The 21,083-nt window shown below is 56.0% G+C and carries 21 protein-coding genes; 9 read left to right on the top strand and 12 right to left on the bottom strand.

The genetic code is table 11. The features are described 5' to 3' along the window. Positions 1-6: 6 nt before the first annotated feature. From RTU33_RS00200 to dcuC, 4 genes are all read right to left on the bottom strand, one after another. Positions 7-1,257 (bottom strand): PTS fructose transporter subunit IIC, encoded by a 1,251-nt coding sequence (locus RTU33_RS00200; protein ID WP_312624494.1) that lies wholly within the window; start codon positions 1,255-1,257, stop codon positions 7-9. 30 nt (positions 1,258-1,287) lie between these two features. Beyond that, positions 1,288-1,608 carry a PTS fructose transporter subunit IIB gene (locus RTU33_RS00195; protein WP_312624493.1) on the bottom strand — a complete coding sequence of 107 codons (321 nt, stop codon included), beginning with the start codon at positions 1,606-1,608 and terminating at the stop codon, positions 1,288-1,290. Positions 1,609-1,896: 288 nt separating this feature from the next. After that, complete coding sequence (rna, locus tag RTU33_RS00190; RefSeq protein ID WP_312624492.1) at positions 1,897-2,703, bottom strand: ribonuclease I; 807 nt, start codon at positions 2,701-2,703, stop codon at positions 1,897-1,899. 89 nt (positions 2,704-2,792) lie between these two features. Continuing rightward, entirely contained in the window at positions 2,793-4,166 is a 1,374-nt protein-coding gene (dcuC, locus tag RTU33_RS00185; protein ID WP_312624491.1) for an anaerobic C4-dicarboxylate transporter DcuC, read from the bottom strand. Positions 4,167-4,503: 337 nt separating this feature from the next. Here dcuC and RTU33_RS00180 point away from each other — a divergent pair, with 337 nt between their 5' ends. The 7 genes from RTU33_RS00180 (at position 4,504) to cspE (ending at position 12,024) form a co-directional block, all read left to right on the top strand. Continuing rightward, complete coding sequence (locus RTU33_RS00180) at positions 4,504-4,896, top strand: DUF2946 domain-containing protein (RefSeq protein WP_312624489.1); 393 nt, start codon at positions 4,504-4,506, stop codon at positions 4,894-4,896. 56 nt (positions 4,897-4,952) lie between these two features. Then, the gene (locus RTU33_RS00175; RefSeq protein WP_312624488.1) at positions 4,953-5,276 is read left to right on the top strand and encodes a copper-binding protein; all 324 of its coding nucleotides are present in this window, start codon (positions 4,953-4,955) and stop codon (positions 5,274-5,276) included. A 13-nt stretch (positions 5,277-5,289) separates the two neighbouring features. After that, positions 5,290-6,546, top strand: a complete 1,257-nt coding sequence (locus RTU33_RS00170; protein WP_312624487.1) for a TolC family protein — start codon at positions 5,290-5,292, stop codon at positions 6,544-6,546. A gap of 5 nt (positions 6,547-6,551) precedes the next feature. Then, on the top strand, positions 6,552-7,787 hold the full coding sequence (locus tag RTU33_RS00165; RefSeq protein ID WP_312624900.1) for an efflux RND transporter periplasmic adaptor subunit: 1,236 nt from the start codon (positions 6,552-6,554) through the stop codon (positions 7,785-7,787). Further along, entirely contained in the window at positions 7,784-10,906 is a 3,123-nt protein-coding gene (locus RTU33_RS00160; RefSeq protein ID WP_312624486.1) for an efflux RND transporter permease subunit, read from the top strand. Before RTU33_RS00165 ends, RTU33_RS00160 begins: the two co-directional genes overlap by 4 nt. 192 nt (positions 10,907-11,098) lie before the next feature. Continuing rightward, positions 11,099-11,623: a lipid IV(A) palmitoyltransferase PagP gene (pagP, locus tag RTU33_RS00155; RefSeq protein ID WP_409438213.1), complete on the top strand. Its 525-nt coding sequence runs from the start codon at positions 11,099-11,101 to the stop codon at positions 11,621-11,623. Positions 11,624-11,814: 191 nt separating this feature from the next. After that, entirely contained in the window at positions 11,815-12,024 is a 210-nt protein-coding gene (cspE, locus tag RTU33_RS00150) for a transcription antiterminator/RNA stability regulator CspE (RefSeq protein WP_004100146.1), read from the top strand. An 83-nt stretch (positions 12,025-12,107) separates the two neighbouring features. On the opposite strand, the gene crcB is transcribed toward cspE, so the two are convergent. Beyond that, positions 12,108-12,485 (bottom strand): fluoride efflux transporter CrcB, encoded by a 378-nt coding sequence (crcB, locus tag RTU33_RS00145; protein ID WP_312624482.1) that lies wholly within the window; start codon positions 12,483-12,485, stop codon positions 12,108-12,110. 85 nt (positions 12,486-12,570) lie between these two features. Between crcB and RTU33_RS00140 the strand changes: the two genes are divergently transcribed. Next, complete coding sequence (locus tag RTU33_RS00140; RefSeq protein ID WP_312624480.1) at positions 12,571-13,362, top strand: deaminated glutathione amidase; 792 nt, start codon at positions 12,571-12,573, stop codon at positions 13,360-13,362. A 124-nt stretch (positions 13,363-13,486) separates the two neighbouring features. Further along, positions 13,487-13,690 (top strand): twin-arginine translocase subunit TatE, encoded by a 204-nt coding sequence (gene tatE, locus RTU33_RS00135; RefSeq protein ID WP_312624478.1) that lies wholly within the window; start codon positions 13,487-13,489, stop codon positions 13,688-13,690. Between the two features lie 237 nt (positions 13,691-13,927). Here tatE and lipA read toward each other — a convergent pair whose 3' ends face one another. The 7 genes from lipA to mrdB all read right to left on the bottom strand — a co-directional run bounded on the left by lipA (position 13,928) and on the right by mrdB (position 21,083). After that, the gene (lipA, locus tag RTU33_RS00130; RefSeq protein WP_312624476.1) at positions 13,928-14,893 is read right to left on the bottom strand and encodes a lipoyl synthase; all 966 of its coding nucleotides are present in this window, start codon (positions 14,891-14,893) and stop codon (positions 13,928-13,930) included. Between the two features lie 212 nt (positions 14,894-15,105). Next, entirely contained in the window at positions 15,106-16,059 is a 954-nt protein-coding gene (locus tag RTU33_RS00125; protein ID WP_312624474.1) for a YbeF family transcriptional regulator, read from the bottom strand. A gap of 301 nt (positions 16,060-16,360) precedes the next feature. Then, complete coding sequence (lipB, locus tag RTU33_RS00120) at positions 16,361-17,002, bottom strand: lipoyl(octanoyl) transferase LipB (protein WP_312624472.1); 642 nt, start codon at positions 17,000-17,002, stop codon at positions 16,361-16,363. A gap of 88 nt (positions 17,003-17,090) precedes the next feature. Further along, the gene (gene ybeD, locus RTU33_RS00115) at positions 17,091-17,354 is read right to left on the bottom strand and encodes a DUF493 family protein YbeD (RefSeq protein WP_097164602.1); all 264 of its coding nucleotides are present in this window, start codon (positions 17,352-17,354) and stop codon (positions 17,091-17,093) included. Between the two features lie 107 nt (positions 17,355-17,461). After that, positions 17,462-18,661 (bottom strand): D-alanyl-D-alanine carboxypeptidase DacA, encoded by a 1,200-nt coding sequence (dacA, locus tag RTU33_RS00110; protein ID WP_312624469.1) that lies wholly within the window; start codon positions 18,659-18,661, stop codon positions 17,462-17,464. Between the two features lie 138 nt (positions 18,662-18,799). Further along, positions 18,800-19,957 (bottom strand): endolytic peptidoglycan transglycosylase RlpA, encoded by a 1,158-nt coding sequence (gene rlpA / locus RTU33_RS00105; protein WP_312624899.1) that lies wholly within the window; start codon positions 19,955-19,957, stop codon positions 18,800-18,802. A 13-nt stretch (positions 19,958-19,970) separates the two neighbouring features. Continuing rightward, complete coding sequence (gene mrdB / locus RTU33_RS00100) at positions 19,971-21,083, bottom strand: peptidoglycan glycosyltransferase MrdB (protein WP_312624468.1); 1,113 nt, start codon at positions 21,081-21,083, stop codon at positions 19,971-19,973.

The raw sequence follows: 21,083 nt of genomic DNA, 5'->3' as shown, positions 1-21,083 counted from the left end.
TCCTTCTCAGATGCCGTCGATAGCCAGCTTGCCGCGCTTGTGCATGCCATTACGGATTAACACGACCAGCAACGCCGTAATAATTGCCCCTACCGCGATGCCCGCCATGTAGCCGCCAAGATTGCTGACCAGCGGCCAGGCCCAGATGGCGGATTCCGGGAACCATTGCACGGCCCCGAAGGCGGTGGCTGTCATCGCCCCGGCAATCGCGCCAACCATGTAGGCAGGCAGCGTTGCAATCGGGTTCTCCAGCAGGAACGGAATAGCCCCTTCGCTGATGCCCATAAACGCCAGAAACATCGCCGTTTTCCCCTGCGGATAGAGCTGCGGGCTGAACAGACGTTTGCCGGTCAGGCGGTGGTCAATCAGCGTGGCGAGCCCCAGGCCGATCGGTGGGATCACGATAGCCACCGCGCGCGAAGTGATGGGCAGGACGTGATCGGTGGTAAAACCGAGAGCCACGAAGCCAGCCGCTTTGTTGATTGGGCCACCGAGGTCAATCGCCGTGGCGGCCGCCATGCCGACGGCATACATCATCGAACCCGCCTGGCCTGCTGCCAGCAGCAGCGTGCGCATGCCGCCGTTCAGCCAGCCGCCAATGGGTGTGATGGCGTAATACATCGCCAGCATCACGAACAGCGCGGAAAGAATGGGGATCAGGAAGGTGCTTTTGAACGCTAGCAGATACTGCGGCACCGAGATTTTCGCGTTCAGCCATTTGACCAGATAGCCTGCCGCAATGGCGATGATCAGCGCGCCAATGAAGGTGGAAGGCACAGGCTTAGTGGCAAGCCAGCTCAGTTTTTCCGGATCGAAGCTCAGCACCAGCGTCGGCTGCGTGGCGACCAGGCCGCCGATAAAGCCCGCCGGGAACGCCAGTTTGCCGCCGATGGAGTTGGCCACAAAGGCCGAAAACATCGGGATGGCAAAGCTGAACAGCAGCCCGCCGAAGGATTCCGTCAGGTAGCCAAACTTCAGCACCGACAGGTTAAAGCCGGTAAATTTTCCGGAGTTCAGGGCGTCCAGAATGCCGGTATCAGGCGGGATCTCCAGCCAGACGTAGGCGATAAGCTGTGATATGGCGAGGATCACCCCGCCCATGATGAGGGTCGGCACCATGCGGGAAATCCCCGACATGATGTGCTGCGGGAGCTCTTTCCAGAAGGCGGAACCGGATTCTACGGGCGCTGTTGCCAGCGCAATGGCTTCGCCGTCAGGCGAAGCAGGACGAATGGCACTGCGTTTTTTTATTGCCATTTCTGACACCCTTGCGGTTGAGGATTATGGTTATTCAGCGGCGATCAGCTCTTCGATCTCTTTCAGGGTGCCCGCAGCATTTTTAATGGCGTCCTGGAGGGAGATTTCGTACACGTCGCGCGTCTCGAAGCGCTCGTTATCTTCGGGCGTGATGGCGATAGCGTGGATAATGACATCTGCGCTGGCAATATCCTGAGCGGTCAGGCGGTTCTGGATCCCGTCTGCGCCCTGGGTTTCAATCTTGACTTCGTAACCGGCTTCGATCGCCGCTTCTTCCAGCGCCTGTGCGGCCATAAAGGTGTGGGCCAGCCCCATCGGGCAGGCGCAAAGTGCAATCAGTTTCTTCGCCATGTTCAGCTCCCGGTTCTTTGAAATAATGCTTTGAATAAGACGTATCAGACAGGGCGATTATGGTCAGAGTTTCCTGGGGAGAGTTACCGGGCAGATGATGCATTTTCAGGACATTTGATGCGTTCATGGCGAAGTGTGATACAGGTCCGGCTATAAGGAAAGGCGATGAAAGAGGGGACTTGTTGAGGGGAATTGCCCTGCGGTGCTGGCGCTTGCCGGACCTGCAAATCGGGTTGATGTTGATTTTGTAGGCCCGGTAAAGTGTAGCCGCCACCGGGCAATGGAAACTCAGTTGCCTGCTTTATCAATCACAAACTGCTGGCCGCAGTTGCCCGGGTGAGGCTGAGGCAGCAGCGAGCCCTCTGCCAGCGGGGCATTGATGGCCTCAGCTTTGATGGCAATCTGTATTTCGGTTAACCAGGCAGGGTGACCGTTACAGGTGAGTTTGAACGCTTTTACGCCTTCTTTACCGTAGCTTTTGGCAACGGCCGCGTTGAACGCATTGCGGGACACGGTTTTGCCATAGTTTTGCGCCAGGAACGTGCCTAATGCGCTCTGCTTCACTTCGCCGTTCAGGCGTACCATGGTGCCGAAGTAGGCGTCCGGGTCGAAGCCGAAGCAGACACCGTGCTTGGCGTATTCATAGCGCTCAAGGCAGGAGTCGCCGCCGCTTCCCGGCATGACGTTATTAAGCTTGTTCGCCATCTCAAGCGACAGTCCTGTTTCGGCCGCCGAGCATTTACGGCTGGCGCGAGCTTCAGGCAAGTTCGGTATCGGGCGCGTTGCGCAGCCGAAGCGCATCCAGCGACGATCGTCCACGCCGCGGCTGGCAACAGATTTCGGCAGGCCTGGCCACAGACCGTGTACCGTCAGATAGCTGGTTTTATCCTTCACCTCTTTTTGCAGCCGACATTCGTCAGGCTCGTTCCGATCGCGATCCTGCATGCTCTGGCAAAAGCCGGTTTGCCAGGAAAGCGCCAGCACGTAGCGATCAAAATCGCCGTACTTTGTTGCGGTTAAAGGGTCGGCGTGCGCGAGAGGGGCACCCAGAATGAGCGCCGTGGCGCAAAGGGCGGCTATATCCTTCCTGAACATGGTTTTTCCTGATAACGGGATAAAAGATTTCTGGAAATATTAAAGCACAAAAAAGGCGCCCTCAGGCGCCTTTTCGTTACTGTCCGTAATCAGTGAACCATGGCGGCAGGCACCATCAGTTCAGTGGCGATGATCACTACGACAAGGCCTACCAGAATCGGAACCGATGTGCGTTTTACCACTTCAAACGGCGAGATTTTTGCCATCCCGGATACTGCCACCACTACACCGGAAACCGGGGAAATGGTGCGGCCCAGGTTGGAGGCCTGAAGCATGGGAATCGACAGGTACGCCGGGTTGATGCCGGAGCTGTGCGCCAGTTTCGGGATCATCTCGACAAAAGCGTAGAACGGCGCGTTGCCGGAACCGGTGGTCATGGCCGCCAGCATGGTCAGCACCACCAGCACCAGCATCAGGATGATGCTTGCGGAGCCGAACGAGGTGGCAATAGAGATCAGGCTGTCGATAAAGCCGATAGTGCTGAGGCCCTGGGCAAAGACGCCCGCCGCCACCAGCAGCATCACAACGCCCGCGAAGGCATCAGCCATGCCGCGGTAGGCGACTTCCAGGCCAGAGAACACCTTCTGGGTGTTAAAGCCACGGCAGAATTCCAGAATTGCCGCCAGCAGCATGCAGATTACCAGAATGGTAATAATGTGCAGTTCCGGGCCCCATTTACCGTCAAAGATCAGCACGCCGATAATCGGGGTAAACGGCAGGATGGCGTAAAATGACGGCGCATTGGTGGTGATTTCGTTGACGTCGAGCATCTCGTGGGAGATGTTTTCTTTGTTATCGAGATAGCGCTGCCAGAAGAAGTGCGCCACCGCCATACAGACAATGGCGGCAATGGAAATCGGCAGAGTGGTTTTGAAGGCAAAATCGATAAGCGGCATTTCCGCGGCCTTAGCGGCCAGCACTACGTCGCCGGAGGTTGGCGAGAGAATAATCGCCGCTGGAGAGGCGCAGATGGCGGCAGCCGCGCCGCGACTGATGCCGACGTTCACCATCACCGGGAACAGCGTCCCCATCAGCAGCACGCCCAGACCCGTTGCGGAAGAAACGGCCAGCGACATCAGGCACGCCACAAAGTAGGCGGCAATCATCAGGATGTACGGGGAGTTGATGTAACGCAGCGGTTTGGAGGTCAGTTTGACCACCATGTCGTTAGCACCGATGTGGGTCATATAGGCGGCAAACCCACACAGCATCATGATCATCATGCCGAGGTCGCCGCCGCGGCTCATCAGCAGAATTTTGATGTATTCGACAATGTCCGTCGCCGAGTAGCCGGTGCTGCTGGCGCTGGCTGGCAGGATTTTGTGGCCCATCAGGGCGCTGGCAATCAGCAATGCCAGGCCGCCGACAAACAGCACGCCCGTCGCGGAATAGCCCTTAATGATATAGCGGGCGACGCCCACAATGACGACCACTCCGATAAGGAGTTCAAACAACGTTAGCATGATGGATTCCTGTCTTCCTGCAGCCCAAAGAAAATACTGAATAAGAGAATATTGAAAAAAAGAAGTCTGGGAATGTGCCCAATAAACGGCCAAAATTTACTGACGGAAATCAATAAACTGACGACAACGACCTTCCTGAACGCGGAAACAAAAGCCGCTATCACATTATACCTGGTTATTGGGTGAATATTTAAGGCATCCATTGATACACGAATGAAAAATAAAAGTTAAATAAAATCAGTCTCTTTCTCGCGTTGTGTAAAGAGTTTAAAAATCGCTTCCGGTGTCGTTTTTGTGCTGCGTATACTCGGGCCACTTTCACTTAACGACGCTGATAATGAACGCACACTGGACCTGGCAACTGCGCTTTTTCCGGCGGCATCTTGCGATGCTGCTGGTGGCCTTTGGCGCGCTGGTCCTGCAAAGCCAGCTGGCGCTGGCCGCGCATCAGTGTGACCTCAACCCGCTCGGCGACAGCATGATGCTCCAGCATGTTGAGCATCAGGGCATGTCGTCGATGGCCATGAAAACGCCGCTGTGTGAAAAACACTGCGTGCCGGACAGCGCTCAGAAAGTGGCCGATCGTCCGCCCGTCGTCGCGCTACCGGTCACGCTGACGCTTGCTGTAGTGGAGCACCCTTGCCAGTCTGTCACCCGTACTGACTGGTCCCTTAAACCCCCGGCGATGGGGCCGCCAGCGACGATCCGCTTCTGCCGGTTCCGAGAATAAACACTCCCGATAACTCGCTTAATTTTCATACTTTTAACGATTATCTGGAGAACACCATGACATTCCTGATTCCTGCTGCGCTCGCTGGCGCATTGCTTGTCTCTGCCATTTCCCCGGTACAGGCCGCTGATACCGCGCCTGCTGCTGCACAATCTGCCCCTGTTTACCACGTGAAGGGCGTAATCAAAGCCATCTCCGCCAATGCGCTGACCCTTGAGCACGATGCCGTACCCGAGCTGCAATGGCCGCCGATGACGATGCCGTTTGCGCTGGCTAACGGCCTGGCGCTGCCCGCGATTAACGTCAATGAACCGGTGGATTTCGACGTCAGTCTGGTTGATGGCCGCTACGTAATCACTGCGCTGACCGTTCGCCACTGATCCGGGGATAACCATGAAAAAATTGACGCTGAGCCTGTGGCTCGGCGGGGTGCTGTTCGCGTCCGGACAGGCTTCTGCATTTGCAGAGTCGTGGACGCTCGCTCAGACCCTGACCGCCGCACGCCGCTATTCCGCTGAACTTTCGGCCAGCCGCAATGAAGCACGCGCGCTGGAATCTATGGCTGATTCTGCCCGCCAGTTGCCCGATCCAAAGCTCAAGTTCGGCATTGAAAACGTGCCGGTGCAGGGCAGCAACGACCGCCGCTTCACCCGTGAAGGAATGACCATGCAGCGCATTGGCATCATGCAGCGCTACGTGAGCGAAGAGAAACGTGACCGCAAGGCGCAAACCCTCGAGGCGCAGTCGCGCGGGGTGAACGCGCAGGCGCAAACGCTGCTGGCTAATCTGCAACGCGATACCGCCCAGGCGTGGCTGGATTTGGCGCTGTCGCAGCAGGCCCTTTCTGCGGCCCGCACGCTGGTCAGTGAAACTGAACGCCAGCTTGGCGTGCAGAAAGCAAGCGTAGGAGCGGGATCGTCCGCGCCGGACAGCGTATTGACGCTGCGTGTGGGTTTAAGCGAGATGCACGACAAGGTCACGCTTGCAGAACGTGATGTGCGCCTGGCGCAGGCCCGCCTGATGCAGCTGACCGGCGAAGAGGTTACCGATATCAGCGGGGCTATGCCTGCCTGGCAGCGGCTGCCCGCCGACGAAAAAACGCTGAACGAAGGGATTGCGATGCATCCGGAAGTGATTGCGGCGGTGCGGGAGGCCAATACGGCGAAAGCCCGCTCGTCAGAGTCGGCGATTGCGGCGATTCCTGACGTTGACGTGGAGGTCTACTACGCGCACCGCTCGGAGGACTACGACGACATGGCCGGGGTGATGTTCACCGTTGATCTCCCGCTGTTCCAGTCTAAACGGCAGGACAAAGATCACGCCGCTGATGTTTCCCGCACGATGCAGGCGAACGATCGGCTGGCCCTGATGCAGCGCGCGCATGCCGCACAGCTCAGCACGCTGATTGCTGAGTATCAGGCTGCGCAAACGCTGTGGCTGCGTCAGCGCGATGAGGTGCTCCCTTTGCAGCAGCAGCGGGTGAAGCTGCTCAACGCTCAGTACCGCGCGGGGCAATCGGACCTGTCGGCGTTGCTTTCTGCCCGCCGCGATCTGCTGGATTCTACGCTCGCCACCAGCGTTGCCGAAAAAGCCGTTGCCCGTAACTGGGCGGCCATTAACTACCTGATCCCTCAGGAGAGCGCCCTGTGAAAAAAATGATTTTGACGACGGTGAGTGTTGCCCTGCTGGCGGCAGGCGTGGGTTATTACGTGGGTTCACGTGATGAGACGCCTTCCGCACATTCCGGGAAAGCAGAGCGCAAAGTCCTCTACTGGTACGACCCTATGGTACCCGGTCAGCGTTTCGATAAACCGGGTAAATCGCCGTTTATGGATATGCAACTGGTGCCGCGCTATGCCGATGAAGGCCAGGGCCCGGTGCAGAGCGGCGTGAGCATCAGCCCTCAGCAGCAGCAAAATTTAGGGATGGTGGTGCAGGCGGCGCAGATGCGCAGCCTGACGCCTGCGTTTCAGGCCTGGGCGACGGTGACGACCGATGAGCGCAGCCTGCAAACCGTTCCGTCGCCCGCCAGCGGGGTGGTGGAAAAACTGTATGTCCGGGCGCCGCAGCAGTGGGTAAAAGCGGGAGAGCCGCTGGCGCAGCTTTGGATCCCGGCGTGGACCACGGCGCAGCAGGAGTATCTGGCCGTCCGCCAGCTGGGCGATGCCGCCCTGACGCGTGCGGCCCGCGAACGGCTGGCGCTGCAGTTTATGCCGGAGGCGATTGTCCGCGAGGTGGAGCGCAGCGGGAAGCCGCAGACTCGCCTGACGCTTCGGGCACAGAACGCCGGGTATGTGGCAAAACTCGATACCCGTGAAGGCGCACAGGTGGCCGCGACCGCACCGTTGTTCGAGCTGGCAAGCCTCGACCCGGTCTGGCTGGTGGTTGATTATCCGCAAAGCCAGGCGGCGGGAGTGGCGGTGGGCAGTGAAGTTATCGCCACGTCGGAAAGCTGGCCGGGGCAGGCGTTTCACGGCCGCATCAGCGAACTATTGCCACAGATGGAAACCACCACCCGCACGCTGAAGGCTCGTATCGTGCTGGATAACCCGGAGCAAAAGCTGAAACCGGGGATGTATCTGCGCGTGGAGCAGGCTAAAAAGCCGGCGTCTGCGCCGGTTCTGGCGATCCCTGAAGAAGCGTTGATTGCGACCGGGAGTAGCAATCGGGTGATTGTTGCCGGGGAAGAGGGGCATTTCCAGGCGGTGAACGTCACGCCGGGCCTGAGCGCCGACGGCTGGACCGCAATCCGCAGCGGCCTCAAAGAGGGCGATCGCGTAGTGACTTCGGGGCAGTTCCTGATTGATTCCGAAGCGAGCCTGCGCAGCGCGCTGCCGGAGGCGCCTGCCGCAGATACCCATGCGCATCATGACGGGGAGGCTGCACAATGATTGCCGCAGTGATTCGTGGTGCGTTGCGTAATCGCCTGCTGGTGATTGTGGCGGCGCTGGGTATGGCTCTCTGGGGCTGGTGGTCGGTGCAGCGTGCGCCGCTGGATGCATTGCCTGATCTCTCGGATGTCCAGGTGATTGTCCGTGCGAGCTATCCTGGTAAAGCGCCGCAGGTGATTGAAGATCAGGTCACCTGGCCGCTGACCACCACCATGCTTTCCGTGCCCGGTGCGAAAACCGTGCGGGGCTTTTCGATGTTTGGCGACGCCTACGTGTACGTGCTGTTTGAGGACGGGACGGATATCTACTGGGCGCGCTCGCGCGTACTGGAGTATTTAAGCCAGATTCAGTCGCAGTTTCCTGAAGGCGTCAAAGTGGAGCTGGGGCCGGATGCCACCGGCGTCGGCTGGATTTATGAATACGCGCTGGTGGATAAAAGCGGTAAGCACAGCCTGGCGGATTTGCGTGCGCTTCAGGACTGGACGCTCAAATATGAGCTGAAAACCGTGCCGAACGTTTCAGAAGTGGCGAGCGTTGGCGGCATGGTGCGCCAGTATCAGGTGGTGGTGGATCCCGACAGGCTTCGCGCGCTGAACGTTACCCATCAGCAGTTGGTTGCGGCACTAAAAGCCGCAAATCAGGAAAGCGGCGGCGCAGTCATGGAAATGGGCGAAGCCGAGTACATGGTGCGTACGACGGGCTACCTGAAGGGGCCTGACGATTTTCGCCATGTGGTGATTGCCAGCCGTGACGGCGTGCCGGTGATGCTGTCTGACGTCGCTAAGGTGCAGATCGGACCGGAGATTCGTCGTGGCGTGGCGGAGCTGAACGGTGAGGGTGAAGTTGCGGGCGGTATTATCGTCATGCGCTATGGTAAAAACGCGCTCGATACGTTGCACGCGGTGAAGGCTAAACTTGCCGATCTGCAAAAAACGCTGCCGCTGGGTGTGGAGATTGTGCCGGTTTACGATCGCTCCGGGCTGATTGAGCATGCGGTTGAGACGCTCACCCATAAGCTCATCGAGGAGTTTATCGTGGTGGCGCTGGTCTGCACGTTGTTCCTGTTCCATTTCCGTTCGGCGCTGGTGGCAATTGTTTCGCTGCCGCTCGGCATTCTCGGCGCGTTTATCGTGATGCACTATCAGGGCATTAACGCCAACATCATGTCGCTGGGCGGGATAGCGATTGCCATTGGCGCGATGGTCGATGCGGCGATTGTGATGATCGAGAATATGCACAAGGTGCTGGAGCAGTGGCGACACGACCATCCCGACAAGGAGCCGGACTACTGGCGAATCGCCGAAAAAGCCGCGGTGGAAGTGGGGCCCGCCCTGTTTTGCAGCCTGCTGATTATCACGCTGTCGTTCATTCCGGTGTTTTCGCTCGAGGCGCAGGAAGGGCGGATGTTCTCGCCGCTGGCGTTCACCAAAACCTGGTCGATGGCGATGGCCGCCGGGCTTGGGATCACGCTTATCCCCGTGCTGATGGGCTATTTTATTCGTGGCAAGATCCCCGATGAGCAGGCCAATCCAATTAACCGTGGGCTGATTCGCGCTTATGAGCCTCTGCTCGATAAGGTGCTGGCCTGGCCGAAAACCACACTGTTGATGGCGATGGCGCTCCTGGTGCTGACGCTCTGGCCGCTGAGTCGACTCGGCAGCGAGTTCATGCCGCCGCTCGATGAGGGCGACCTGCTGTATATGCCGTCCACGCTGCCGGGCATTTCGGTGCGGGAAGCGGGGCGACTGCTTCAGCAGACGGACCGGATGATCAAAACGGTGCCGGAAGTGGAGAGCGTCTTCGGGAAAGCGGGGAGGGCAGACAGCGCAACCGATCCTGCGCCGCTGACGATGCTGGAAACCACCATTCACTTCAAACCACGTGACCAGTGGCGGCCGGGCATGACCACTGAAAAGCTGATTGAGGAACTCGATAAAACGGTGCAGGTGCCGGGCATTGCTAATGTCTGGGTGCCGCCGATCCGTAACCGTCTTGATATGCTGGCGACGGGAATCAAAAGTCCGGTAGGTATCAAGGTGAACGGCAACAATCTGGCGGATATTGAGCGCGTTGCGCAAGAGATTGAAGGCGTGGTGAAAACCGTTCCGGGCGTGACCTCTGCGTTGGCTGAACGCTTGTCCGGCGGACGCTATGTCGATATTGCCATCAACCGCCAGCAGGCTGCTCGCTACGGCGTTTCGGTGCAGGAGTTACAATCGCTGGTCAGCACATTGGTTGGTGGGGAAAACGTTGGGCAGACGCTTGAAGGACGTGAGCGTTTTCCGATTAACGTTCGCTATCCCCGCGATCTGCGTGACAACGTTGAAAAGCTGCGTCAACTGCCGGTGGTGACGGCGAATGGCAGCCAGGTCACCCTCGACGAGCTGGCTGACGTGCGTATCAGCGAAGGGCCGCCGATGCTCAAGAGCGAAAATGCCCGCCTGTCGAACTGGATTTATGTCGACCTGCGTGGGAGAGATCTGAAGTCCGCCGTGGAAGAGATGCAGCAGCGGGTGGCGCAGCAGGTCAAACTGCCGCAGGGTATCTCGCTCGCCTGGTCTGGGCAATTTGAATATCTTGAGCGGGCAATGGCAAAACTAAAAATAGTATTGCCGGTGACGCTGATGATAATTTTCATGCTTTTGTGGCTGACTTTTCGTCGTATTTCCGACGTGTTACTGATTATGGGGACGCTACCATTCTCCTTGATTGGTGGCGTCTGGCTCTTGTGGCTGCTGGGATATAATTTATCGGTTGCGAGTGCGGTTGGGTTTATTGCTTTGGCGGGGGTCGCGGCTGAGTTTGGGGTTATTATGGTGCTATACCTGAATACGGCGCTGACTAAATATCAGGATCCAAAAGGGAAAATGGGAAATGCCGCGTTATTGCACGCCATTCACGAAGGCGCAGTGCTTCGCGTTCGCCCGAAGGTGATGACCGTGGCAACCATCATGGCTGGCCTGCTGCCGATTATGTGGGGCAGTGGCACCGGGTCCGAGGTGATGAGCCGCATTGCGGCACCGATGATTGGCGGTATGGTCACTGCACCGCTGCTTTCGATGCTGGTTATTCCGGCGGTCTATAAACTGCTGCATCGAACGCGCCAGGATATTTCCTAATATCATCTCTCTAATTGATATATAAACAGCGCCTTAACGGCGCTGTTTTTTTACAAAAGAGATTATTCCGCTGTCGTTAAGGTTTCATTAATTTTAAGATGGTTACACTGTTCAGGTATGAACGTTAAATGGTTATTTTTGGTGTCCAGATTGATTAAATTCTTAACGCTTGCAGGGTTATTGACAAGCCAGCTGCTGTTCGCCGTTTCGGCGAAGGCAAATATGACGTCCAGCGTCAGCGATGCGTTTTCTACGCTCGGCGATAACATTGCGCAAACGTGGCAGTCGCCAGAACACTATGATTTATATGTGCCTGCGATTACCTGGCATGCGCGCTTCGCCTACGACAAAGAGAAAACCGATCGCTATAACGAGCGTCCCTGGGGCGCGGGTTTTGGCCAGTCGCGCTGGGATGACAAAGGGAACTGGCATGGCCTCTATCTGATGGCCTTTAAGGATTCCTATAACAAGTGGGAGCCTATCGGCGGCTACGGCTGGGAGAAAACCTGGCGCCCGCTGGCAGACGATAAGTTTCATCTGGGATTGGGTTACACGGTCGGTGCGACGGCTCGTGATAACTGGAAGTACATCCCGATCCCGGTGCTGCTGCCTTTGGCTTCCGTCGGCTATGGCCCGGCGACGTTCCAGATGACTTACATTCCGGGCACTTATAACAACGGCAACGTTTACTTTGCGTGGATGCGTTTCCAGTTTTAAGGTGCAAAAAATGTGATTGACGGCAGTGGTGCCAGAGACGCGTGTAAAAACAACGACTAACTCCCGGTTTAAGTAAAAATAAGCGACTTTTATCACTTTTTCGTTAACTTAAGCTGGACAAAAGGCACCACAATTGCTGTACTGTTAGCCGACACAGCATTTGTGTCCATTTTCATGTAAAGGTAATATTGATGTCTAAGATTAAAGGTAACGTTAAGTGGTTTAATGAGTCCAAAGGCTTTGGTTTCATTACTCCGGAAGATGGCAGCAAAGATGTATTCGTACACTTCTCTGCAATCCAGTCCAACGGTTTCAAAACTCTGGCTGAAGGTCAGCGTGTAGAGTTCGAAATCACTAACGGTGCCAAAGGCCCATCTGCTGCAAACGTAATGCCTATCTAAGCATTTCGTCAGTAGAATACAAAAACCCGTCATTGACGGGTTTTTTTTCGTCTGTTGTTTCTGATGATCGTTCCGGTAAATCGTTAGCGCGCCGCTGAAAAAATCCACATTGCCGCTGCCGTCATGGCAAACGAACCCAGCAGGTTAACGGCCACGTTCATCAGCGCCCAGCCAAAACGCCCGTCCTGCATCAGGAATACCACTTCCGCTGAGAATGTCGAGAAGGTAGTCAGGCCGCCGCAAAAACCCGTTGTGATAAGCAGTTTCCACATCGGATCGATATGAGTCATCCGGTTAAACCACGCCAGCCCGGCGCCGATAATAAACGCCCCAAGCAGGTTAGCGGTCAACGTACCGAGCGGGAGTGCATGATGCAGTGGATTCAGACGCATACCGAGTAACCAGCGCATGACGCTGCCGGTGCCCCCGCCAATAAAAACTGCTAAAAGGATTTGTAACACCGCCAATTCCTGCTATTTGAATACTAAAGCGGATATCTTAGCGTCGTGCCGCACAATTGGCTACGACGAGAACCCTGGAGACTTTATGCGCGTTGCTGCCGGACAATTTGCGGTCACCCCTGACTGGCCCACGAATGCCCAGACCTGCGTATCTTTGATGCAGCAGGCACAGGCCTCTCAGGCGTCGCTTCTGGTGCTGCCAGAGGCGTTGCTGGCCCGGAGTGATAATGACCCTGACATGTCAGTGAACTCGGCTCAGGGGCTGAATGGCGGCTTTTTAGCGCTATTGCTCGAAGAGAGCCGTTGCAACACACTGACGACCGTTCTGACTCTGCACGTGCCGACGAGCGAAGGGCGTGCCGCTAATACGCTGGTGGCGCTGCGCGGGGGCGAAATCATCGCGCAGTATCAGAAACTTCATCTCTACGATGCGTTCAGCATTCAGGAGTCAAAGCGGGTAGACGCCGGGAACACACTACCGGAGCTTATCGAGGTGGAGGGCATGAAGATTGGTCTGATGACCTGTTACGACCTTCGTTTCCCCGAAATGGCACTGGCGCAGGCGCTAAAAGGCGCAGAGCTTCTTGTTTTGCCGACCGCCTGGGTATGCGGCCCGTTGAAAGAGCATCACTGGGCTACCCTGCTGGCGGCGAGAGCGCTCGATACAACCTGCTACATTGTGGCGGCTGGCGAATGCGGCAACAAGAATATTGGGCAAAGCCGGATTGTTGATCCATTGGGCGTGACGTTAGCGGGGGCTGGCAGTATGCCGCAGCTGATTTTCGCTGATATTCAGCGTGATGTGGTTCAGCAGGTCCGCGACCAGCTGCCGGTCCTTAAAAACCGGCGCTTTGCGCCACCGCAAATTATGCGCTGATTTTTTAATCAATGCTTGATTCACCTTGTTACAGATTGCTATTGTGTGCCCTCGCGAAATGACCGTTAATTAGCTACGGTTTTGTTGGCGCGTTTTGTAGCCTGTTTTAATCAAGAAGGTATCTATGGGTGAGATTAGTATTACCAAGCTGCTGGTGGTGGCCGCACTGATTGTGCTGGTGTTCGGCACCAAAAAATTGCGTACGCTGGGCGGAGACCTGGGTTCGGCAATTAAAGGCTTCAAGAAAGCCATGAGCGAAGACGACACCGCCGCGAAGAAAAGCGCGGAAGACGAAGTCCCGGCAGAAAAACTCTCTCATAAAGAGTAACGGCGCAGCCAAAACAGCCGGAAGTTAGCGTTTCTCTTCACAGGTCTGTTTACCGACGCCACGAGTTTAACAGAGAGGCCGCAACAGGTTCCGTTGCGGCCTCTTGTCGTTTTTCAGGTCATTGACTGAAAAAGTTGCAACTAACTGTTACACCGCTTCGTTGGGCTGGGTTTAGCAGGACGAGAAAACAAAAAGGCCGCTGCGTAAAAGCAGCGGCCTTTTTGTCAGCAGAGCGAATTACTTCACTTCCATGCCTTTGGCTTGCAAATCTGCATGGTAAGAAGAACGCACGAAAGGCCCGCAGGCGGCGTGGGTGAAGCCCATCGCCAGCGCTTCGGCTTTCATTTCATCAAACTCATCCGGGCTGACATAGCGCTGTACCGGCAGGTGGTGACGGCTAGGCTGCAGATACTGGCCCAGGGTCAGCATCGTTACGCCGTGGCGACGCAGATCGCGCATGACTTCAATGATTTCAGCGTTCGTTTCGCCTAAGCCAACCATCAGACCTGATTTCGTCGGGATATCCGGATGCGCTTCTTTAAAACGCTCCAGCAGCTTCAGAGACCAGTTGTAGTCTGCGCCTGGACGTACCTGGCGGTAAACGCGTGGAACGTTCTCCAGGTTGTGGTTGAAGACGTCTGGTGGCGTGGCGGTGAGGATCTCCAGCGCGCGATCCATACGACCACGGAAATCCGGGACCAGCGTTTCGATTTTAATATTCGGGCTTTTTTCACGGATGGCGTCGATGCAGTCCGCAAAGTGCTGAGCACCGCCGTCGCGCAGATCGTCGCGGTCAACGGAGGTAATCACCACGTAGCGCAGCGCCATGTCGGCGATGGTTTGTGCCAGCTTCTGCGGCTCATTAGCATCCGGTGCAACCGGGCGGCCGTGGGCTACGTCGCAGAACGGACAGCGGCGGGTGCAAATTGCACCGAGGATCATAAAGGTGGCTGTGCCGTGGTTAAAACATTCCGCGAGGTTCGGGCAGGAGGCTTCTTCGCACACTGAGTGCAGGCCGTTTTTACGCATGGCCGCTTTGATACCCTGAATACGGGTGGAGTCAGCCGGCAGTTTGATTTTCATCCACTCCGGTTTTCTCAGCAGCGCTTCGCGCTCGGTAGCCACGTTTTTAACCGGGATAAGGGCCATTTTATCGGCGTCGCGGTACTTAACACCGCGTTCCATCACAATGGGTTTACTCATAGCGTGCGTGTTCCAGTTGCGAGTAACGAAGGAAAGCGTTTCAATTCAAGGGAATGTTGTATTTATCAACTATTTTTGAATCAGATGGCTGGCAGTATAGCATTAATCAGGTGGATAAAGCAGCCTGCCAGCCCGGCAATTTGTAAAGCAGATGTTGCTTTATGTGCTTAATCACGCTGGATAAAGCAGATGAAAGGCGGGGTTCAGCCGGCTCAGAAGGCCTGGCGAATAGCGGTAATGACGCTTTGCAGTACCGGGTCACGCATGCTGAGCTTATTGTAATGCAATGAAAAATCGACAGATTCATCTCTTAATGGTGCGAAATCCACCACCTGCAAAGGCCAGCAGCGGGCGAAAAGTTCAAAGCAGCGGGCCGGCATCAGGCCAACGAGTTCGCTGCTGCCGATCAGGGCGGCAATCGTCACAAGGTTGTAACTGCTGAAGCTGATACGCTGATCGGGGAACATTTCATGCAGCCGCTTGCGTAAATCGGTATGGGCGGCGCCCTCCATCATCAGCAACGTATATTCGTAGTGGCTCAGCGACTCTTTGGTGTGCGGCGTTTTAAACAGCGGGTGCCCGGCGCGTGCCACCAGCACGATCCGGTCGTTGTACAGCACATGATGGCTCAGGGCGCGTGCGTTGTGAACGTTGCTGTCGATGATGAGATCCGTCTGGAACTGGCTCAGCTGGAGGCCGACGTCGGTGATCGGGATATTACGCAGCAGAAGCTGCGGGAATTTATCTTTAATGGTCTGGTAGATGGCTGGCATCACCACAGCACCTACCGTTGGCGACGTACCAATGGTGATGGTGCGCTGTTTATCATAGCTGCCGGTTAAATCGAGCGCGCCCAGAATCGACTCGAGGCCCTGGCTGATGTATTCATGGAGATGCGTGGCGTAGGCCGTGGGGGTCACGCCCTGGCCTTTGCGGATGAACAGCGGATCGGGAAATATTGTGCGCAGCTTCTGAATAGACTGGCTAATAGCCGATGGCGTGAGATTCAGAATTTTCGCAGCATTAACGATGCCTTTGTGTACATATACGGCTTCGAAAATCGTCAACAGGTTGAGATCGATATTTCGCAGCGTCCGGAAGATTTGCGGTGTATCACTCTCAAGACGAGGATTTATTCGGCTTTCCGGCTGATCGTTATATTCCACACTTGTACTCCGTATTCATTCACAATATGAATGATAGTTGAAAAGGTATTTATTGTTATTATGCTTTTGAGAAACCGGTTTACGCGGAGACAGGATTTAGTTCACGTTGAACAATGAGTTACATCTTGAACTGCGGAACCTTCTCGCTTTTTGGTGGTAGTGTTAATGTAAAATTTTGTTTGTGGCGAAGTAACTTTGCCGCCAGGCGAAGGAAAAATATAGAAAGTCAGGTTTAATGTAAAGGAAAACCAGGCAAAAGGGGTTGGGACCCGACACAATATCAGGTCCGCTATATAATATATTAAGCCGTAATATATTTATGAGGTGGATTGTTTAGCAGTGCTAAAAACTTAGAGATAAGGACCGGTGAAATATTTTCCGGTCTGGCGTCCGCACGCCATTGTTGCATTTGCGTCATTTCCATCCCGGCATAGCCACACGGGTTTATGCGTAAAAACGGCGATAAATCCATGGCGATATTCAGCGCCAGCCCATGAAATGAGCAGCCTTTACGGATGCGCAAGCCCAGAGAGCAAATCTTCTTTTCCCCAACGTAAACGCCCGGGGCATCGGCACGAGGGTGGGATTCAATATCAAACTCTGCCAGGGTGTTAACCACGGTTTGCTCAAGCAGAGTGACCAGTTCGCGCACGCCCAGCTTGCGGCGTTTTAAGTCCAGAAGTACATACATGACCTGTTGGCCTGGCCCGTGGTAGGTCACCTGGCCGCCGCGATCGCTCTGAATAACGGGAATGTCGCCCGGCACCAGTACATGCTCCGCTTTCCCGGCCTGGCCCTGGGTAAACACAGGCTGATGCTCAACCAGCCAGATTTCGTCCGGAGTGGTTTCATCGCGCTGGTCGGTAAAGTCATGCATCGCCTGAGAGACAGGTTCATAGGGCTGTACGCCAAGCTGGCGGACGAGAAGGGTGTTGAGATCCAAAACGACAACTCCGCGGAACGGGAAAACAGGAGTGGGAGTATATCACAGCGGGAGTAAGAGATTGCCCGGCGTGTGCCGGGCAAAGGGATTACAGCACCATACGAACGATTTCGATATTTCCCAGCTCTTCGTACAGGGTTTCAACCTGCTCGATGTGGGTTGCGTTGATGGTGATAGAAACCGAGTGGTAGTTGCCTTTGCTGCTCGGTTTTACCTGTGGAGAGTAATCACCTGGCGCATGGCGCTGCACCACTTCCACCACCTGGTCAACCAGCTCAGGCTTCGCCAGACCCATCACCTTGTAGGTGAATGAAGTAGGGAATTCAAGCAGTTCGTTAAGTTTGGTTTTCATGTCAGCTCCGGTGGTTTTAAAAGCACTGCTCCCGCGCAGGGCACGGGAGCAGTAATAGTCATGCGTAGTATATGGGGATGGAAATCACACTTTCAAGCGTCTATTTTTTAACCAAACCAGTGGTGGAACATTAATTTAATGTAATCAATGATCTTACCGAAGAAGTTGCCTTCCGGGATTTCCTGGAGCACCACCAGAGGACGCTGTTCAATGGTTTTGCCATCAAGCTGGAAGTTGATGGTGCCGACGACCTGGTTTTTCTGCAGCGGAGCGTGCAGTTCGGTGTTGTTCAGCACGTAGCTTGCTTTCAGATCCTTCATGCGACCGCGTGGAATAGTCAGGTAAACGTCTTTATCTACGCCCAGCGAGGCGCGATCGGTGTCACCAAACCAGGCGGGTTCAGAGGCAAACTCTTTGCCTGCTTTCAGTGGGTTGACGGTTTCGAAGAAGCGGAAGCCCCAGGTCAGCAGCTTTTTACTTTCCGTTTCGCGGCCCTTGAAGGTACGTCCGCCCATGACGGCAGAGACCAGACGCATCTGTCCTTCCGTGGCGGAAGCCACGAGGTTATAGCCCGCTTTATCCGTGTGGCCGGTTTTGATGCCGTCCACGTTCAGGCTGTTATCCCACAGTAAACCGTTACGGTTCATCTGGCGGATGCCGTTAAAGGTAAACTCTTTTTCTTTGTAGATGGTGTACTCGTTCGGCACGTCACGGATCAGCGCCTGGCCAATCAGCGCCATATCACGCGCCGAGCTGTACTGACCGTCAGCATCCAGGCCATGAACGGTCTGGAAGTGGGAGTTTTTCAGGCCCAGCGCGGCGACGTAGCTGTTCATCAGACCGACGAACGCATCCTGACTTCCGGCAACGTAATCGGCCATCGCGACGCAGGCATCGTTGCCGGACTGCAGGTTGATCCCACGAATCAGCTGGGAAACCGGCACCTGCATGCCTGGCTTGAGGAACATCAGGGAAGAGCCTTTGAATACCGGGTTACCGGTCGCCCAGGCGTCGGTACCCACGGTCACCAGATCGGATTCCTTGAACTTACCCGCTTTCATTGCCTGACCGATGACGTAGCTGGTCATCATTTTGGTCAGGCTGGCAGGATCGCGACGAGCGTCTGCGTTCTGCTCGGCGAGGACTTTGCCTGAGTTGTAATCGATCAGAATGTAGGATTCCGCGTCAATCTGCGGAACGCCAGGAATCATGGTTTTGATGTTCAGGTCATCAGCGTGTGCGGCGGAAGTCAGTGCGGCAACGGACAGCGCAGTGATGAGTAAACGAGCAGAGAAAGAGGTCTTCATGGTCAGAACAACGACATCCGTGATGGAGTGAAAAAAGTGCCTAACTATAGCAAATGCGCTGAGGGCAGGCATCCTGCAATGCGTATGAGATTGTTAATGGTTATAACATTCGCACGGCGTTAAGGATGCCTTTCCCGATTAGTTGGCGTGAGTAATGAATGACTGCAGCTGCGCCTCGCTTTGCAGACGCTGCTGTAAGGTACCTGCCTCGGTCTTGCTGCTGAACGGACCTAACTGGATACGCCAGACGGCACCGTTTTGCGTCACACGGCCCGGCACGGAAAATTGCTGGCTCAGACGCTGCTGGTATTGCTGTGCACGGCCCTGATCGCTGACGGCGCCCACCTGAACAACGTAGCTGCCGCTGGATGCAGCAGGCGCGGCAACTGGCGCAGCTGCCGGAGCTACGGCACCTTGCGTAGAGCCAGGTGCCGTAACCGGTGCGTTCTGCGTGGCGACAGGCTGAGCTGCGGGTTGTGCAGTAACCGGCTGTGCAGCAGCAGGTTGTGCAGCAGGTTCGCTGCCTTCCAGAACGCCGTTGTTAAGCGGTGTTGGCGCACCGAGGAAGCCGCTGCTGTTAACTGGTGCGCCCGTGCTGTCCTCCGGTTTTAGCGTGTCGTTGCTTATCGCGCGCACGTTGCCCTGCGGAGTCTGATCTTGTGGAACCGAGGAGGCGCTACCCATGCCGCCATTCAAATCCGGGCGAGCGGGCAGGGCGTAAGTCTGTTTGGCGATGGTCGTACAGGTGGTACCCGGGCCGGACATCGTGCCGTCCTGCGCCACAATAATCGGGTCGATCCGCACTTTGGTGTTGTTCGACGTATTCAGGCGATCGGCTGCGGCGCGGGAGAGCGAGATGACGCGATCGTTGCCATAAGGGCCACGATCGTTAATGCGTACAATCAGCATGCGACCGTTCGCCAGGTTGGTGATACGTGCGTAGCTTGGGATTGGCAGCGTTGGATGCGCCGCAGTGAGCTGTGTCGGGTCAAAGGCTTCGCCGGAGGCGGTCAGGTTACTGCCGGGTTCCGCATCGTAAATTGCCGCAAAGCCTGCCTGGCTGAAGTTGGCCGGATCCTGAACGATTTTAAAGTTCTTGCCGTCGCGCTGGTAATCCTGATTCACCGTTGGATTCGGGAGTTCATAGCGTGGCTCAGCGCCCGTGATTTCTGTTACGGGGCCGTTGCAGACTGCCGGCTGCGGTGCGGTGATGGTCTGCTGCTGCTGCCCATCATCACTTGAACACGCGGCGAGCATACCCGCGGCAATACAGATCCCAAGCCATTGTTTACGCATCATTGCGCACCCCTTATACGCTTTTCGACAACATTTTTCTGTGGGTGTGGATCGACATCACGATACCAAACCCGGCCATCAGTACGATCAGGGCAGAGCCCCCATAGCTGACCAGCGGCAGCGGTACGCCAACCACCGGCAGGATCCCACTCACCATACCAATATTTACGAAGACATAAACGAATAAAATCAACATTAAACCTCCGGCCATCACGCGACCAAAGGTAGTTTGTGCCTGGGCGGCAATCCACAGGCCTCGCATGATGAGCAGGACGTAAAGCGCCAGCAGCACCAGGAAACCTATCAGGCCGAGCTCTTCGGCAAGGACCGCAAAAATAAAGTCGGTATGGCGTTCGGGCAGGAATTCAAGCTGCGACTGGGTGCCGTGCAGCCAGCCTTTACCGCGCAGGCCACCGGAGCCAATCGCAATTTTAGACTGGATGATGTGATAGCCTGCGCCGAGCGGATCGGTTTCCGGGTCGAGCAGCATCATCACGCGCTGGCGCTGATAATCGTGCATCAGGAAGAACCAGAGGATTGGGATAAACGCCGCCACCAGCACCACGGCAACGCCAATCAACCGCCAGCTCAGGCCGGAGAGGAACAGCACGAACAGGCCGGAGAGGGCAATCAAAATGGAGGTGCCAAGATCGGGCTGTGCAGCAACCAGCAGCGTTGGCAGGAAGATCAGCACCAGCGCAATAGCCGTGTTCTTGAGCGAAGGAGGACACACGTCACGGTTGATAAATCGGGCTACCATCAGCGGCACGGCGATTTTGGCTATCTCAGACGGCTGGAAGCGCACCACGCCCAGATCGAGCCAGCGCTGTGCGCCTTTCGAGATGGCGCCGAAGGCGTCTACCGCGACCAGTAAAATGATACAGAAGATATACAGCCACGGCGCCCAGCCTTCGTATACGCGAGGCGGGATCTGCGCCATCACCACCATGATAACAACGCCCATCGCGATCTGGCCGATTTTGCGCTCCATCATGCCAATGTCCTGTCCGCTGGCGCTCCAGATGACCAGCGCGCTGTAGGTCAGCAGCGCCAGCAGGATCAGCAGCATGGTCGGATCCAGGTGGATTTTATCCCACAGCGATTTCTTGTTCGGATTGTCCGTCAT

The sequence above is a fragment of the Scandinavium sp. genome, assembly GCF_032012665.1.
Taxonomy (GTDB): Bacteria; Pseudomonadota; Gammaproteobacteria; order Enterobacterales; family Enterobacteriaceae; genus Scandinavium.
This window is presented reverse-complemented; position numbering and strand designations above follow the sequence as displayed.

Coding starts and splice junctions, on each gene's coding strand:
- RTU33_RS00200 (WP_312624494.1), bottom strand. CDS start 1,257: ATGGCAATAAAAAAACGCAGTGCCATTCGTCCTGCTTCGCCTGACGGC.
- RTU33_RS00195 (WP_312624493.1), bottom strand. CDS start 1,608: ATGGCGAAGAAACTGATTGCACTTTGCGCCTGCCCGATGGGGCTGGCC.
- rna (WP_312624492.1), bottom strand. CDS start 2,703: ATGTTCAGGAAGGATATAGCCGCCCTTTGCGCCACGGCGCTCATTCTG.
- dcuC (WP_312624491.1), bottom strand. CDS start 4,166: ATGCTAACGTTGTTTGAACTCCTTATCGGAGTGGTCGTCATTGTGGGC.
- RTU33_RS00180 (WP_312624489.1), top strand. CDS start 4,504: ATGAACGCACACTGGACCTGGCAACTGCGCTTTTTCCGGCGGCATCTT.
- RTU33_RS00175 (WP_312624488.1), top strand. CDS start 4,953: ATGACATTCCTGATTCCTGCTGCGCTCGCTGGCGCATTGCTTGTCTCT.
- RTU33_RS00170 (WP_312624487.1), top strand. CDS start 5,290: ATGAAAAAATTGACGCTGAGCCTGTGGCTCGGCGGGGTGCTGTTCGCG.
- RTU33_RS00165 (WP_312624900.1), top strand. CDS start 6,552: ATGATTTTGACGACGGTGAGTGTTGCCCTGCTGGCGGCAGGCGTGGGT.
- RTU33_RS00160 (WP_312624486.1), top strand. CDS start 7,784: ATGATTGCCGCAGTGATTCGTGGTGCGTTGCGTAATCGCCTGCTGGTG.
- cspE (WP_004100146.1), top strand. CDS start 11,815: ATGTCTAAGATTAAAGGTAACGTTAAGTGGTTTAATGAGTCCAAAGGC.
- RTU33_RS00140 (WP_312624480.1), top strand. CDS start 12,571: ATGCGCGTTGCTGCCGGACAATTTGCGGTCACCCCTGACTGGCCCACG.
- tatE (WP_312624478.1), top strand. CDS start 13,487: ATGGGTGAGATTAGTATTACCAAGCTGCTGGTGGTGGCCGCACTGATT.
- lipA (WP_312624476.1), bottom strand. CDS start 14,893: ATGAGTAAACCCATTGTGATGGAACGCGGTGTTAAGTACCGCGACGCC.
- ybeD (WP_097164602.1), bottom strand. CDS start 17,354: ATGAAAACCAAACTTAACGAACTGCTTGAATTCCCTACTTCATTCACC.
- dacA (WP_312624469.1), bottom strand. CDS start 18,661: ATGAAGACCTCTTTCTCTGCTCGTTTACTCATCACTGCGCTGTCCGTT.
- rlpA (WP_312624899.1), bottom strand. CDS start 19,957: ATGCGTAAACAATGGCTTGGGATCTGTATTGCCGCGGGTATGCTCGCC.
- mrdB (WP_312624468.1), bottom strand. CDS start 21,083: ATGACGGACAATCCGAACAAGAAATCGCTGTGGGATAAAATCCACCTG.